This window comes from Cellulomonas sp. 73-92 (genome assembly GCF_001898175.1).
Taxonomy (GTDB): Bacteria; Actinomycetota; Actinomycetes; order Actinomycetales; family Cellulomonadaceae; genus Cellulomonas.
In genome coordinates this window covers 112,313-127,312 of sequence record NZ_MKTH01000013.1, presented here as the reverse complement: position 1 = coordinate 127,312, position 15,000 = coordinate 112,313, and the positions used below count along the sequence as shown (strand labels likewise).

Annotated in this window: 13 protein-coding genes; 10 read left to right on the top strand and 3 right to left on the bottom strand. The window is 76.6% G+C overall.

Going from position 1 to position 15,000, the window contains the following annotated elements:
- The first annotated feature begins 299 nt into the window (after positions 1-299).
- From BGO37_RS07270 to BGO37_RS07260, 3 genes are all read left to right on the top strand, one after another.
- Positions 300-878 carry a sigma-70 family RNA polymerase sigma factor gene (locus BGO37_RS07270; protein ID WP_291753532.1) on the top strand — a complete coding sequence of 193 codons (579 nt, stop codon included), beginning with the start codon at positions 300-302 and terminating at the stop codon, positions 876-878.
- Positions 879-1,155: 277 nt separating this feature from the next.
- Entirely contained in the window at positions 1,156-2,673 is a 1,518-nt protein-coding gene (locus tag BGO37_RS07265) for a hypothetical protein (protein WP_291753531.1), read from the top strand.
- Positions 2,674-2,948: 275 nt separating this feature from the next.
- Positions 2,949-3,860, top strand: coding sequence for a 5'-3' exonuclease (locus BGO37_RS07260; protein WP_291754551.1), 912 nt, complete (start codon positions 2,949-2,951; stop codon positions 3,858-3,860).
- A gap of 9 nt (positions 3,861-3,869) precedes the next feature.
- Here BGO37_RS07260 and BGO37_RS07255 read toward each other — a convergent pair whose 3' ends face one another.
- Genes BGO37_RS07255 through BGO37_RS07245 form a run of 3 tightly spaced genes read right to left on the bottom strand, consistent with a single transcriptional unit; the run spans position 3,870 to position 5,457 of the window.
- Positions 3,870-4,394 carry a hypothetical protein gene (locus tag BGO37_RS07255; RefSeq protein WP_291753530.1) on the bottom strand — a complete coding sequence of 175 codons (525 nt, stop codon included), beginning with the start codon at positions 4,392-4,394 and terminating at the stop codon, positions 3,870-3,872.
- 55 nt (positions 4,395-4,449) lie between these two features.
- Complete coding sequence (locus tag BGO37_RS07250; protein WP_291753529.1) at positions 4,450-5,028, bottom strand: protein-L-isoaspartate carboxylmethyltransferase; 579 nt, start codon at positions 5,026-5,028, stop codon at positions 4,450-4,452.
- Between the two features lie 3 nt (positions 5,029-5,031).
- Positions 5,032-5,457, bottom strand: coding sequence for a hypothetical protein (locus BGO37_RS07245; RefSeq protein WP_291753528.1), 426 nt, complete (start codon positions 5,455-5,457; stop codon positions 5,032-5,034).
- Between the two features lie 139 nt (positions 5,458-5,596).
- Here BGO37_RS07245 and BGO37_RS07240 point away from each other — a divergent pair, with 139 nt between their 5' ends.
- The 7 genes from BGO37_RS07240 (at position 5,597) to BGO37_RS07210 (ending at position 14,686) form a co-directional block, all read left to right on the top strand.
- Positions 5,597-7,036 (top strand): D-alanyl-D-alanine carboxypeptidase family protein, encoded by a 1,440-nt coding sequence (locus BGO37_RS07240; RefSeq protein ID WP_291753527.1) that lies wholly within the window; start codon positions 5,597-5,599, stop codon positions 7,034-7,036.
- A 37-nt stretch (positions 7,037-7,073) separates the two neighbouring features.
- Positions 7,074-8,102, top strand: a complete 1,029-nt coding sequence (locus tag BGO37_RS07235; protein WP_291753526.1) for an ATP-binding protein — start codon at positions 7,074-7,076, stop codon at positions 8,100-8,102.
- Positions 8,103-8,134: 32 nt separating this feature from the next.
- Positions 8,135-8,572 carry an OsmC family peroxiredoxin gene (locus BGO37_RS07230; protein ID WP_291753524.1) on the top strand — a complete coding sequence of 146 codons (438 nt, stop codon included), beginning with the start codon at positions 8,135-8,137 and terminating at the stop codon, positions 8,570-8,572.
- Positions 8,573-8,639: 67 nt separating this feature from the next.
- On the top strand, positions 8,640-8,939 hold the full coding sequence (locus tag BGO37_RS07225) for a FeoA domain-containing protein (RefSeq protein WP_291753522.1): 300 nt from the start codon (positions 8,640-8,642) through the stop codon (positions 8,937-8,939).
- Positions 8,936-11,053: a ferrous iron transport protein B gene (feoB, locus tag BGO37_RS07220; RefSeq protein ID WP_291753521.1), complete on the top strand. Its 2,118-nt coding sequence runs from the start codon at positions 8,936-8,938 to the stop codon at positions 11,051-11,053. Before BGO37_RS07225 ends, feoB begins: the two co-directional genes overlap by 4 nt.
- Positions 11,050-11,376 (top strand): hypothetical protein, encoded by a 327-nt coding sequence (locus BGO37_RS07215; protein WP_291753519.1) that lies wholly within the window; start codon positions 11,050-11,052, stop codon positions 11,374-11,376. The genes feoB and BGO37_RS07215 overlap by 4 nt, the downstream gene beginning before the upstream one ends.
- A gap of 286 nt (positions 11,377-11,662) precedes the next feature.
- On the top strand, positions 11,663-14,686 hold the full coding sequence (locus BGO37_RS07210) for an FAD-binding and (Fe-S)-binding domain-containing protein (RefSeq protein ID WP_291753517.1): 3,024 nt from the start codon (positions 11,663-11,665) through the stop codon (positions 14,684-14,686).
- Positions 14,687-15,000: the final 314 nt, after the last annotated feature.

Sequence of the window (15,000 nt, the reverse complement as noted above, 5' to 3'; positions counted from 1 at the left end):
CGTCGACGCTCGTGTGAGGCGGAGGTTCCCGGTCATCGCCGCACGTGCAGCGAGAGCGGGAGCCTCGGCGTCCCTTGAGCCTCGGTGGCGCGCTGAGGTTCCCGGTCCTGGACCGCGCACCGGGAACGCGGCAACGGGGGCGCTCCTCGCAGCCTCGTGCGGCGCTGAGGCCGTGTCGAGCGGCGTGCGGTCGAGCCGCTCGGGCCGGGAGCGCGGAGATCCGACGCGCGGCTGATGCAAGAACGGCCCGGGCCGCGACACAGTGGTGGTGACCGAGCCGCGCGAGATGGGGAGCTGACGTGGCGCCGAGGCTCACCGTGGTGCCCGACGACGGGGCCGACCCCGACGTGCCCGGCGCCCCGGTGCCCGCGACCGACGAGCTGACGGACGCCGCGCAGGGCGACCACGACGCCGCCTGGTTCGACGACCTCGTCCGCACGCACACGCGGGCGCTGCACCGCTACCTGGTGCGCCGGGTCGGCGTCGGCGACGCCGACGACCTCGCCGCCGACGTGCTCGTCGTCGCCTGGCGTCGCCGGGACGACGTGCCCGACGAGGCGCCGCTCGCCTGGCTGTACCGCACGGCGGGCTTCGTCGTCGCCAACTTCCGGCGCAAGGGCCGGCCGATCCCGATCGGCGAGCTGCCCGACGAGGTCGCGGACGACGACCCCGCGGTCCAGGCGGTGCGCGACGACCAGGTGCGGGCCGTGCTGCGCCGGCTCTCGCCTCGGGACCGGCAGATCGTGCTGCTCAACGCGTGGGAGGGCCTGGCCGGCGACGACCTCGCCGCGGTGCTGGGGATCGGCCGGGGCGGCGCCGACGCCGCGCTGAGCCGGGCCCGTGCACGCCTGGCGAGCGCCTGGTCCGAGTTGGGCTGACCGCGTCGGTCCCCTCGCCGACCGTCGTACCGCGGGGCTCACCGGACGCCCGCCGACGCCCGTCACCGTCACCGGTGCGCCGCCGGGGCCCCACCGGACGCCCGCCGACGCGCCGTCGCCGGTGCCGGGGCCAGATCGCCTGCGGCGCTGCGGCCCGGCCACCGTCCGTGGTCGCGTGGTGCGGGTTCGGCCAGACCGCTCGGCGGCCGGCTGCAAGCGAGGCGGGCCCGACGACACAGACAGGGCAGCCCTCCACGAGCGATGGACGGAGACAGCGATGACCCCCGACGACGAGGCGTTCGACCGGTTGCGTGCCGCCGACCCGGCGGCCGGCACCGCGCCCGACATGGCCCGCATCACGGCCGCCGTGGCGGCCGCGACCGGCCTGCCGATGACCGCGGCCGGCCCGGTTCGGACCGAGGCCGAGGTCGCGGCGCAGCCGCACGACGAGCTCGCGGCGCGGCGCCGGCGGCGCACCGAGTGGACGCGCATGGCCGCCGCCGTCGCGGCGGTGGCGGTCGTCGGCACCGCCGGGTACGTGGGCGCCGGCGGCCTGCGCGGCGGCAGCGGCACGACGAGCGGGGTCCAGGCCCTGCCGGCCATCTCCCTCGACGGCGGCGCCACCAGGGACCAGGCGTCGACGGGGATGGCGGCACAGGGGGCTCCGGCCAACGCCGCCGGTGGCGCGGCGGCGTCCGGATCGGCCGCGATGCCGATGCCGGGCGGCCTCGTCGGCTACGGCTGGCGCACCGTGTTCACCGGCCAGGGTCTGCCGACCACGGCGGGCAGCGCGCAGGCGTGGGCGTTCGACGCCTCGTCGGTCGCCACCGCCGCCACCGCGGCGCACGTCGCGGCCACGCTCGGCGTCAAGGGCAGCCCACGCACGGAGTGGGGCTCGTGGGCGGTCGGGCCGGGCGACGGCTCGGGCGCGAACCTGCGGCTCGACGGGTCCGGGAACCTCTCGTACTACGACCCGTCCCGCGACCCGTGGCAGTGCCAGGGTGCCGGTGTCTCGGGGAGCGGCGCGACCACGGGCGGTGCCGCCGTGCCGCCGAGCGCGCCGAACGCGACGGGCGCCGCCGAGCCGGCCCCGCTGCCCGAGGCGACGAAGGCCCCGCGGCCCGCGAACCCGTCGGTGTGCACCACCGGCACGACGCCGACCGGCGACGCCGCCATCGCCCGGGCGCGTGACGCGCTGCGCTCGGTCGGCGTCGACACCACGGGCACCCAGGTCGTGGTGAACGACAGCAACGAGAAGGCCGCCGGCTCGACGGGCGCGGCCTACGTCAACGTCTCGTTCCAGCAGGTGGTCGACGGCCGGCTGACCGGCGTGAGCTGGGGCGTCACGCTCGTCGGCGACGGCGTGCAGAGCATGAACGGCACGCTCGCCACGCTCGTCCCCCTCGGCACCTATCCGGTGATCAGCGCCGCGGCGGCCGCCGAGCGGCTCAACGACCCGCGGTTCGGTGCCGGCGGCGGCGTGGTGCCCTACGCGATGGGGGCGGCCTCGTCGGGCGTCGCCTCGTCGGCCTCGGGCGTCGCCACGCCGGGCGCGGTGGCGACGGCCAACCCGAGCCAGGAGCCCACGGTGGCGCCGGCGCCGCAGCCGGGCGCGGCCATCCGCTGGCCCGTGCGGCACGTGACGCTCGTGTCCGCACAGCTCGGGGTCGCGCTGACGTACCAGAGCGACGGCGCGCAGGCGCTCGTGCCGGCGTACGTGCTCACGGATGCGACGGGCGCCACGTGGTCGGTGGTCGCGGTGGCCGACGACCACCTGGACTTCGCCTCGCAGTGACCTGCCCCGTCCGTCCCTGACACCCGGACAGACGTCCGCGGGTCGGGGACGTCGGGACAGGCGGACGCCGGTCGACGAATGGAGGGTCGTCGACCGGCCTCCGTCGTGCCCGCGGTGCCGCGGGCCCCGGTTCGGCCGGGCCGGACGAGACCGGCCGGGCGGACGACTGCGGCCGGGCCGACGAGACCCGCCGGGCCGACGAGACCGGCCGGGGGCCGCGTGCGAGGCTGGGCCCGGACCAGCGGCCCGGACCGAGGGAGCCCACCGTGACGCTCATGGTGCTCGACACCTCCTACCTGTACTTCCGCGCGTTCTTCGGCGTGCCGGACACCGTCCGTGGGCCGGACGGCACACCGGTCAACGCCGTCCACGGGCTGCTCGAGACGATCACCCGGCTGGTCACCGAGCATCGGCCGGACCGGCTCGTCGCCGCGTGGGACGACGACTGGCGCCCGGCGTTCCGGGTGGCCGCGATCCCCTCCTACAAGGCCCACCGCGTGGCGGGCGAGGCGCCGGGCGGGGGGTGGGTCGAGGAGGTCCCCGCCGCGCTGACGGTGCAGGTGCCGCTGGTCGCCGACGTGCTGGCGGCGGTCGGCATCCCGCGGCTCGGTGCGCTCGGTTTCGAGGCAGACGACGTCATGGGCACGCTCGTCGCGCGCGCGACCGTGGCCGCCGAGCCCGTCGACGTCGTCTCCGGGGACCGGGACCTGTTCCAGCTGGTCGACGACGAGGCGCGGGTCCGCGTCCTGTTCCCCGGCAAGGAGGGCTTCGGGGTCGTCGACCAGGCGGAGCTGACCCGCCGGTACGGCATCGCGACCGGTGCGCAGTACGCCGACATGGCCGTGCTGCGCGGGGACCCGAGCGACGGGTTGCCCGGCGTCCCGGGCATCGGGGAGAAGACCGCCGCGGCGCTCGTCGTGCGCTACGGGAGCCTGGCCGGCGTGCTCGCGGCCCGCGACCGGGCCGACCCCGGGCTGACGGCGACCCAGGTGAGGAGGCTGACGGAGGCCGCCGACTACCTCGCCGTCGCCCCGGCCGTGGTGCGGGTGGCGCGGGAGGCGCCCGTGCCGGTGGTCGACGACCGGCTCCCGACCGAGCCGGCCGACCCGGACGCGCTCGCGTCCTTCGTCGGGCGCTGGGGCGCCGCGGGCGCGGTGACGCGGCTCGTCGCCGCGCTCAGCGCCTGATCGGTCGCGTCAGCCGCGGGTCCAGACGTTCGGACCGGCGGGTCGCCAGCCCTCCGCCGCCGAAGGCTGCGGTGCGCCGGCCGCGACGAGCCGCACCTGGCCGCCACCGGCACCCTGGGTGCCGATCGTGACGTCGGCACCCACGTGGTCGGGGACGCAGGTCTCGCTCGGGACGTCACCCTCGGGGACCCGCAGCAGGCAGAGCTCACCGGACGCGGAGAGGGCGGCGTAGTGGTCGCCCGCAGCGGTCCGCACCAGCAGCCGGGTCGTCGCGGGCTGCACGACGAGGCGGGCCACGTCGTCGTCGTCGAGCACGTCGGACGTCTGCTGCGGGGTGGAGAAGGCGGTCAGGGTCGCCGCCGGCAGGGCGGGGCCCGGGATCAGGGCGTGGCCGACGAGCACGGCCGCGCCCACGACGACGAGGCCGGCGGAGGCGAACAGCCACCAGGTCCGGGGATGGCGTCGCGGCGGTGCTGACGCGCTGAGCGTCTCGAAGAAGGTCTCCGGCGCCACGTCGAGGTGATCGGTCGCCATGTCTGCTCCATCGGCGAGCCGCCCCACCATGCTGAGGGGCGGAATGGGCGAAACGTCAGGGTGTGACGAGGGGCACGAACACATACTCCCCGTGTGTTGAGACCTCCGTCGCCCCGCCGCGCCGCACGACGAGGGTCATGCGGTGCCCGACCGGGAGGACCATGCGGGCGTCGTCGGCCAGCTGTCCGACGAGCGCTGCCGGCAGCCGACGTGCGGACGCCGACACGAGGATGCGCGGCCAGCCGCCCGGGACGGGCCGGCCGAGCAGGTGGGGGTCGGCGACCTCGATGCGCGCCCACGGCAGGTCGCAGGCGGCGAGGTTCGCGGCGCCGAACGTGGCCAGGTCGGGGTCGAGCTCCAGGCCGAGCACCCGCCCGGCGGGCCCGACGAGCCACGCGAGCAGGGCGGTGGTCCAGCCGGAGCCGGAGCCGACGTCGAGCACGGTGCCCCCGACGGGCACCTCGAGCAGCCGGAGCATCTCGGCGACGGTGCTCGGCTGGGAGCCGGTCTGCCCGTGGAACAGGGGGAGCGCGCGGTCCTCGCGCGCGTGCGGGGCCTGCTCGGGGGTGAGGAACCGGGCGCGGTCGAGGCCGGCCATCGCGGCCGCCACGTCGTCGACGCGCCCGGCGTCCACGGCCTAGTCGCCGCCCTCCGGCGGAGCCGCGGGGGTGGGGACGACCGGGAGCGTGTCGGTGACCGTGGGGACCGCGTCGGTGAGGGGGCGGACGGCCGGGATGCCCCCCGTCAGGGGGAGGGCGGGGATGCCACCCGTCAGCGGGAACGCGGGGATCCCACCGGTCGCGGGGGCGACGGGGACCACCGAGCGCGGCTTCGGTCCGGGCCGGCCCGGCTGCCGCCGATCCTCCAGGCCGGCGAGCGTCTCGGCCCGCCACACGGCCCCGCCGTTGAGCCGTCCGTCCGGCGGCGGCAGCCAGGGGACCTTGCGGGAGAGCCAGACCCGGATGGTCGCGTGCTCGACCCCGAGGCGGTCCGCCAGGCGTGCGATGTCGTACAGGTCGTCGAGCCCGTGGCGGGTCGGTTCGGGGGGCTGGGCGTCGGGCACGGCGAGAGGGTACAGCCGCGCGGTGTCCGGATCGCGTCACGCGGCCGTGACGAGACGCTCACCGGATCTCCCCACTCGTGCGCCCGATTCGCCCGGTTCCCGTCCTGGACGCCTGTATCAGTCGCCTAACGTGTTTCGGGTGAGTGACAGATTGCCGTCCCGGCGTCGGTCCGGTGGCGGCAAGCACGTCGCCACCCGGCCGGCAGGCCGGAGGTGGAGCGGGCTCGCCCAGATGGGTGTCGCCTCGGCCATGGTCGCGGGCCTCGTGCTCGTCGTCGTCAACCCCTCGCTCGGCGACGCCGCTGCCGCGAACCCGACGTCGAGCACCGCGTGGCAGGCCGCGTTCGCCCGGCAGGTCGGGCCGAGCCAGGCGGTGCGGGCCGACCGTGCCGCGACGCGCGCCGGCATCGCCGACGTCGCGACGGAGGCCGTGGCGCAGGTCGCGGACGTGCGCGCACGTGCCGTCCAGGCGGCCCTCCCGGCCGAGCAGCTGACGACGCTCGACAGCCTCGCGCTGCAGGTGAACCAGCTCGTCGCCCAGGTGGAGAACCCGCCGCGGGTGTCCCGGTCCGGCGAGCGGGCCGCGGACGCCCCACCCTCCGGGTCGCCGTCCGGCACCACAGGCAGCACGCCGTCCGCCGACGCGCCCGCGGGGGCAGGGCGGTCGGGCGTCGCGGCCGGCGAGTCCGGCGCCGTCCCCACGGGCGGCCCGTCGGCGTCCACCGGCCCGGCAGCCGCACCCGCCACCTCGTCGTCCGCCGGCACGGCGTCGCCGGGTGGCGCGACGGCGCCCGCCCCAGCCGGCACCCCTCCGACCGCCGGCGACACCCTCGCTCCGACCGCCACCCCCGCTCCGAGCGCCGGCACCGCACCCGCCCCGACCGGCGACGCGACCCCCGCCGCCGGCGCCGGCAGCGGGACGGACGGTTCCGGCCCGACGACCCCGCAGATCGTCGTGACCGACGCGGCGTCGGTCGAGACCGCGCTCCCCGCCGTGACGAGCGCCGACGACCCCACCGCCGCCGCGCTGCGCGCCGCCGTCCTCGCGCTCGCCCAGGAGGTGGCTCAGGTCAGCTCCGCGGCCGACGACGCGGTGGCGCAGGCGGCCGCCGCCAAGGCCGCTGCGGATCAGGCTGCCGCCGCGCAGGCCGCCGCGCAGAAGGCCGCGTGGAAGGTGTCCCTCCAGGGGTACGCGAACGGCCGCATCCCCGCGTCGGCGCTGTGCGCGCCGGACTTCGCCCCCACCGCGCTGCTGCGCTGCGACGCCACGCAGGCGATCGACCAGCTCGACGCGGCCTTCGCCCGGGCGTTCGGCCACGACCTGACGCTCGACGACTCGTACCGGTCGTACGCCGCACAGGTGCAGTGCACCCGGACGCGGGGCTGGCTGTGCGCGACGCCGGGGACGTCGAACCACGGCCTGGGCATCGCGGTGGACATCGGGGACGCGGGCGCGTACGGCACGGCCGCCTACCGCTGGCTCACCGTGAACGGTCCCACCTACGGCTGGCACAACCCGGCGTGGGCGCTGGCGAGCGGCTACAAGCACGAACCGTGGCACTGGGAGTACGTCGGTTGATCGGCTTTCGGCGGCCTGACCTCTACGATCGCCAATTGTGGACGAACCGGTCGAAGCGGGACAGCCGTTCTCCCTCCTAGGGCGCAGTGCCGAGCTCGACGACCTCGACGGGCTGCTCGCCGCCGCCGCCGCGCGGGAGGGTGCCGTCGTCCTCCTCGAGGGCGAGGCGGGCATCGGCCGGACGCGGCTCGTCGAAGCGCTCGGCCACGGCGCCGCGATGCTCGGCGTCGACCTCGTGCTGCTCCGCTTCCCCGGTCCGGCAGCGGCGACGATCGACGGCCTGCTCGACGCGGCGACCGACCGACCGCGTGCGGTCGTCCTCGACGACGTCCACCTGGCCGATGACGCGTCGCTCGAGGTCCTGCACCGGTACGCGCACTCCGGACCGATCCCCGCCACCCTGCTGGTGCTCACCGAGCGGCCGGTGCCCTACCGCGAGGCCGTGCAGCGGATGGTCGTCGCCTGGGTGCGCGCCGGGGCGCGCAACCTCGAGCTGCGCCCGCTGGCGCCGTCGGCGGCGGTCGAGCTCGCCGAGCAGCTCGTCGGGCACCGCGTCGGACCGCTGCTGCGGGGCGTGGTCTCGACCGCCGGCGGCAACCCCCGGCTGGTCACGGCCGTGATCCGCGCCGCGCTGGACGCCGCCGCGCTCAGCGAGCACGACGACGGCGTGGTGGACATCGAGGGCGTCGGCTGGCAGACGGCGCTGGACGCCGCGGCGCGCACCCACATCGGGTACCTCGACCCGGGCGTGCTGGCGCTGCTGTCGCAGGCCGCGGTCCTCGGCCCCTCGTTCGTCGTGCCCGACCTGGCCGCCCTGACGAACCAGCCGCTGACCGACTGCTGGCGCACCCTGCGCCACGCGCTGGCGGCCGGTGTGGTGGCCGCGCGGGGCGACCGGCTCGTCTTCCGCCACGACCTCGTGCGCACCGCGCTGTACGCGGGGCTCGACGAGCGGACCCGGCGCTCGCTGCACATCCGTGCCGCCAGCACGCTCGGCGAGGCCGGGGCGCCGCCGCACGTCGTGGCGGCCCACCTCGAACGCGCGCAGGGGGCCGGCGCCCTCTAGCGTGGTGGCATTCCTTCCCGCAGGAGGCGGACATGGCCACGCGCAGTGCACGCACCGACTGGACCGGATCGCTCAACGAGGGTGGCGGGCAGGTGGACCTGCTCAGCTCGCGCGCCGGGCGCTTCGCGGTCTCCTTCCCGCGCCGGACCGCCGACGACGCCGCCGGTGTGACGAGCCCCGAGGAGCTCATCGCCGCCGCGCACTCGTCGTGCTACGCGATGCAGCTGTCGGCACTCATCGCCCAGGCCGGAGGGACCCCGCGCGCGCTCGAGGTGACGGCGGACGTCACGTTGCGCCCCGACCCGGCCGGCGGGCTCGCCATCTCGGGCATCGCGCTCACCGTGCGCGGCGAGGTCGACGGGCTCGACGAGGCGGCGTTCCTGGCCGCCGCGCAGAGCGCCAAGGAGACGTGCCCGGTCTCGAAGGCGCTCACCGGCACGACGATCACGCTGGACGCCGCCCTCACCTGACCCCACGCAGGTAAGGGGGACCTAAGTCCGCTGAGGGTAGGCAAGCCTCACCTTTAGCGTCGGGGGCATGGACCTCAGCTGCTGCGGCGAGGGCGTCTGCGCCCGGATCCTCGGCCTCGACGTCGAGCCGGGCATGTGCCTGCGGCTGCGCGAGCTGGGGATCCGGCCCGGCGCCGTGGTCGAGGTGACGCACGACGCCGGCCGGCAGGGGCGCGTGCTCGCGCTCGGTGCCGACCGGTTCGCGCTCGACTGGCACACCTGTGCGCTCATCGCGGTCGAGCCGGTCGAGCCGGCCGGCCCCGGCGACGCCCTGCCGGCCGCCGCCGATCCCGGTGCCGCAGCCGACGCCGAGCTGGCCGCGGTATGAGCTGTCACGAGCCGGCGGCGGGACCGGTCGACGTCGCGACCAGGCATGCCATCGTGGCGCTCGTCGGCGCGCCCAACGTCGGCAAGTCGACCCTGTTCAACGCCGCCACGGGCGCGCGCCAGCACGTGGTCAACGCCCCCGGCACGACGGTCGAGCTCGCGACGGGTGCGTGGCGCGCCGCCGAGGTCGAGCTCGTCGACCTGCCCGGGGCCTACTCGTTGCTCGCCCGGACGCCCGACGAGCAGGTCACCGCCGATGCGGTCGCCGGCCGGGGCGCGGCCGGGGACGTCGACCTGGTCGTGGCGATGGTCGACGCCACGGCGGTGGCGCGTTCGCTCTACCTCGTGGGGCAGGTGGCCCGGGCGGGCAAGCCCGTGGTCGTCGCCCTGACGATGCGGGACGTGGCCGCCGGCCGCGGGATCACCGTCGACGCGGTCGCCCTGTCCGCGGCGCTCGGTGTTCCGGTGGTCGGCGTCGACCCGCGCAGCGGCCGTGGGATCGCCGACCTCGCGGACGCGGTGCGCGCCGCCGTCGCCGCCGGCGAGGACGCGGCGCGCGTGCGGGGGCCGCGGCGGGCCACGGGCGCGCCCGGCGACACCGCCCCGGGCGACGGCGCCCGGGGGGCCGACGACGGGCGGTCCACCGCCGGCCGCCGGTTGGCCGACGAACCGGCATCTGCCGACGAAGGGCGGCCCGGTGCCATCAGTCGGGTGGCGGGCGACGAGCGGACGACGGCCGGCCGCGACCTGCCGCTCCCGGGGGTCGTCGACCCGCGGCTCGCGGAGGCCGAGGCGCTGTTCGCGTGGGTGCAGGGCGTGCTGGCGGCCGTCGACCCCGGTGCGGGAGCCCGGCGGGCCACGACACGGGTGCGCCGCACGTGGTCCGACCGCGTCGACTCGGTGCTGCTGCGGCCCTGGGTAGGCATCCCGGTGCTGCTCGCCGTCATGTGGGCGCTGTTCCAGCTGGTGACCGTGGCGGCGGCACCCCTGATGAACGCGGTCTCCGCCGCGGTCGACGGCTGGTTCGGCGGGCTGCTGCGCGGCTGGCTGTCCGGGGCGCCGGCATGGGTCGGCGGCTTCGTCGTCGACGGCATGCTGGCCGGGGTCGCGACGGTCCTGTCGTTCGCACCCCTGATCGCCATCATGTTCGTCGCCGTCGCGCTGCTCGAGGACTCGGGCTACCTCGCCCGGGCCGCGTTCGTCGCCGACCGGGCGATGCGCCGGCTCGGCCTGGACGGGCGGGCGGTGCTGCCGCTCGTCGTCGGCTTCGGGTGCAACGTGCCGGCGCTGGCGGCCACCCGCACGCTGCCGCACTCGCGCCAGCGCCTGCTGACCGGCCTGCTCATCCCGCTCACGAGCTGCACCGCGCGGCTGACCGTCTACCTCATGCTCGCCGCGGTGTTCTTCCCCGACGACGCCGGCACCGCCGTGTTCGCCATGTACGTGCTGAGCGCGCTGCTCGTCGTCGGCGTCGGCCTGCTGCTGCGGCGCACGGCGTTCCGCGACCTGCGGCGCGAGCCGTTCGTCGTCGCGTTGCCCGCCTACCAGCGGCCGCGGCTGCGGGCGATCGGCACGTCGGCGTGGGTGCGCGTGTGGTCGTTCGTCCACAAGGCGGGGTCGATCATCGTCGCGACGCTGGCGGTGGTGTGGGTGCTGATGGCGATCCCGGTGACGAGCGGCCACGCGGTCGCCGAGGTGCCCGTGCAGGACTCCGTGTACGGCCGGGTCGCCGGCGGCATCGCGCCGGTGTTCGCCCCCGCCGGCTACGCCGACTGGCACGCGACGTCCGCCCTCATGACGGGGTTCGTCGCCAAGGAGGTCGTCGTCGGCTCGATGGCGCAGTCGTTCGCGGTCACCGAGCCCGCCGACCCCTCGCGGCCCGGTGACCTCGGCGCCCAGCTGCGCGCCACGTTCGACCGGACGTCCGGCGGCGCCGCGGGCGCGGCGGCGTTCGCGTTCATGGTCTTCGTGCTCGCCTACACGCCCTGCCTCGCGACGATGGCGGAGCAGGCCCGCCTCTTCGGCCGTCGCTGGACCGTCGGCGCCGTCGGCGCCCAGCTCGTGCTGGCCTGGGTCCTGTCGGTGGTCGCGTTCCAGGTCGGGAGGCTCCTGTGACCGCCCGGCTCCTCGAGGCCCGCGGCTCGCGCGCGGTGGGGCGAGCCGGACGGTCGGGGTCGTCGGGCACCGTCCCGCACCGGCCCGAGCCGGGCGTGGCCGCGGTCGTCGCCGACGTGCTGCGCGAGACCGAGCGTGGGCTGACCGCCGACCGGATCGCCGTCAGGCTCGGCCTGCCCGACGAGGTCGTCCTGCTCGCGCTGGAGCACGCGGAGCGGATCGGTCTCGTCGTGCGCTCCGCGGGGGGCTCGCCGTGCGCCACCGGGTGCCCCACCGGACCCGACAAGCCGCTCGGCTGCTACGGCTGCCCGTTCGCCCGCTGACGCGCCCGTGCGCCCGCATCGCGGCGCGCCCCTGCCCCCGCATCGCGGCGCGCCCCTGCCCCCGCACCCCGCACCCGGCCGCGCGGCGCCCTCGCCGACGACCACCCGATTCGTCACTTTCCTGAGCGATCCGTCGCGACTCACGACCCGGACGTCAGGAAAGTGAAGTCCGGGGCGTGGGCGGTCGGAGGGTGGAGCGGGGTCGAGCGGGAGCGGGCACGGCGGGCGACGAGGCAGGCGTGGACGTCCCGACGGCGCGCGACGGCCGGGTGAGAGACTGCCGCGCATGGCGTCTCCGGCCACGGGCCTGGTCACCGACCTCGTCGGCGAGCTGCGGGCGGCCGTCCGTGGTGAGGTGGACGCGTCGACCCGGCGGCGTGCGGAGTACTCGACGGATGCGTCGAACTATCGCGTGGTGCCCCAGGTGGTCGTCTTCCCGCGGGACGTCGACGACGTGCTGGCCGCCCTCGAGGTGGCCCGTTCGGCCGGCGCGCCGCTGACGTCGCGCGGCGCCGGGACGTCGGTGGCGGGCAACGCGATCGGCCCGGGGGTGGTGCTCGACTTCTCGCGGCACGTCAACCGCGTCGTCAGCCTGGACCCGGAGGCCGGCACGGCCCTCGTGGAGCCGGGCGTGATCATGGCCGCGCTGCAGGATGCCGCGAAGCCGCACGGGCTGCGGTTCGGCCCGGACCCGTCGACGTGGACCCGCGCCACCCTCGGCGGCATGATCGGCAACGACGCGTGCGGCCCCCACGCGGTTGCCTACGGGCGGACCTCGGCGAACGTGCTGAGCCTCGACGTGGTGGACGGCGTCGGGCGCCGGTTCACCGCCGGCGCCGGCTCGCTGGACGCGGTGCCCGGCCTCGATGCCCTGGTGAGGGCCAACCTGTCGACCATCCGCACGGAGCTGGGCCGGTTCGGCCGCCAGGTGTCGGGCTACCAGCTGGAGCACCTGCTGCCGGAGCGCGGGACCGACCTGGCGAAGGCGCTGGTCGGCACCGAGGGGACCGTCGTGACGGTGCTCGGCGCGACGCTGCGGCTGGTGCCGCTGGCCGCGGCCCCGGTGCTCGTCGTGCTCGGGTACCCGGACATGGCCACCGCCGCGGACGCCGTTCCCGCCCTGCTGACCCACCACCCCCTGGCGGTCGAGGGCATGGACGCTCGGCTGGTCGACGTGGTGCGTCGGGCGCGTGGCGCCTCGGCGGTCCCGCCCCTCCCCGAGGGCGGCGGCTGGCTGTTCGTCGAGGTGGGGGGTGCGACCGTCGACGAGGCGATGGTGACCGCCCGGGCGCTCGCGGCGGATGCCGGCACCGGTGAGGTGCGTGTCTACCCGCCGGGGCCGGAGGCGACCCGGCTGTGGGCGGTGCGCGCCGACGGCGCGGGCCTGGCGGGCCGCACCGCCTCCAACGAGCAGGCGTGGCCCGGGTTCGAGGACTCCGCGGTGCCGCCCGAGCGGCTCGGGGAGTATCTGCGGGCCCTGGAGGGCCTCATGGCCGCCCACCACGTGGACGGCATGGCGTACGGGCACTTCGGCGACGGCTGCGTCCACCTGCGCCTGGACCTGCCCCTGGCCGAGGGCGGGGCGGCGCTGCGCTCGTTCATGACCGACGCCGCGCACCTGGTCGCGGCGCACGGCGGCTCTCTGTCCGGCGAGCACGGCGACGGCCGTGCCCGCTCCGAGCTGCTGCCGGTGATGTACCCGCAACCGGTGCTCGACCTGTTCGCCGCGTTCAAGGACCTGCTTGACCCGAACGACCTGCTCAACCCTGGTGTGCTGGTGCGCCCGCGGCCGCTCGACGCGGACCTGCGCCGGCCCGCGGCCCACCGGCTCGGCGCGGTGGGTTTCGCGTTCGAGGAGGACCACGGCGACCTCACCACGGCGGTGCACCGCTGCGTGGGGGTGGGCAAGTGCCGGGCCGACGACTCCGCGGCCGGCGGGTTCATGTGCCCCTCCTACCTGGCGACGCACGACGAGAAGGACTCGACCCGCGGCCGCGCGCGCGTGCTGCAGGACATGGCCAACGGGACGCTCGTCTCGCACGGCTGGGGCTCGGCCGAGGTGCGCGAGTCCCTCGACCTGTGCCTGGCGTGCAAGGCGTGCTCGTCGGACTGCCCGGCGGGCGTCGACATGGCTCGGTACAAGTCCGAGGTGCTGCACCGTACATACCGCGGTCGGCTTCGGCCGGCCAGCCACTACGCCCTGGGCTGGCTGCCCCGCTGGACGCGACTGGTGACGGCTGTGCCCGGGCTCGCCGCCGTGGCGAACACGGTCCTGTCCGTGCGGCCGCTGGCCCGGCTGGTGCTGCGTGCCGGGGGCATGGACCCGCGCCGCCGCATGGTGACGTTCGCACCCCGTCCGTTCCGCGCCTGGGCGCGCTCGCACGACGAGGTCACGGTCGCGGCGCGACCCTCACCGGCGACCGGCGTCGTCGAGTCGCCCATGGGCGGAGAGGCAGGCGTCGGGCACCGGGAAGTCCACCCGGACGCTGCGGCTGGGCCGGGGCCGTCGTCGGACCTCGTCGGCACACCTGCCTCACCGAGCGCGATGGCGGGCGTCGGCGCCGGCCGGGCGGCGCAGCAGCCGCCGAGGCCGCCGGTGCTGCTGTGGACCGACTCGTTCAACGACACCCTCTCGCCGGACGTGCCGGTCGCGGCGGTGCGCGTGCTGCGCGCCGCGGGCTACGAGGTGCTGGTGCCCGACCACGGTGCCTGCTGCGGCCTGACGTGGATCACCACCGGCCAGCTCGACGGCGCCAAGGACCGGCTGCGTCACCTGCTGGAGGTGCTCGGCCCGTTCGCCGTCAACGGCATCCCGATCGTCGGGCTCGAGCCGAGCTGCACCGCCGTGCTGCGCTCCGACCTGCTCGACCTGCTGCCCGACGACCCGCGCGCCACGGCCGTCGCGTCGGCCACCCGCACGCTCGCCGAGCTGCTCACCGCCCCGGCGCCGGTCGGCCCCGGGGACCGCTGGACCCTGCCGGACCTGTCCGACGTCACCGCCGTGGTGCAGCCGCACTGCCACCAGCACGCCGTCATGGGCTTCGGCCCGGACCAGCGGCTGCTCGCATCGGCCGGTGCGCGCTTCTCCACGCTCGCCGGCTGCTGCGGGCTGGCCGGATCGTTCGGCATGGAGGCCGGGCACTACGAGGTGTCGGTCGCCGTGGCCGAGCACGCGCTCCTGCCCGCGCTGCGCGCGGCCACCCCCGGCGACGTCTACCTCGCCGACGGCTACTCCTGCCGCACCCAGGCCGAGCAGCTCGCCGGCGTGCGCGGCGTCCACCTCGCGCAGCTGCTCGCCGCCCACCTGTAGCGGCCTGGCACCACCCCGCGCCCTGGGCCGCACGTGCCGCCCTACCGGGTGCGTCGCCGCCACCGCGTGGCGGTCGCCGCTCGGCCGCCACACCGGCGAGCGCATCATTCGTCGGCCAGATCGACCTTTGCGGCGCCCGGAACCGTCGAGTTCGGTGACCAACCATGCGCTCGCCGCGTCGCCGCGTCGCCGCTCGCCGCTCGGCCGCCACACCGGCGAGCGCATCATTCGTCGGCCAGATCGACCTTTGCGGCGCCCGGAACCGTCGAGCTCGGTGACCAACCATGCGCTCGGGGCCCTCGGTGCGGCAGGGT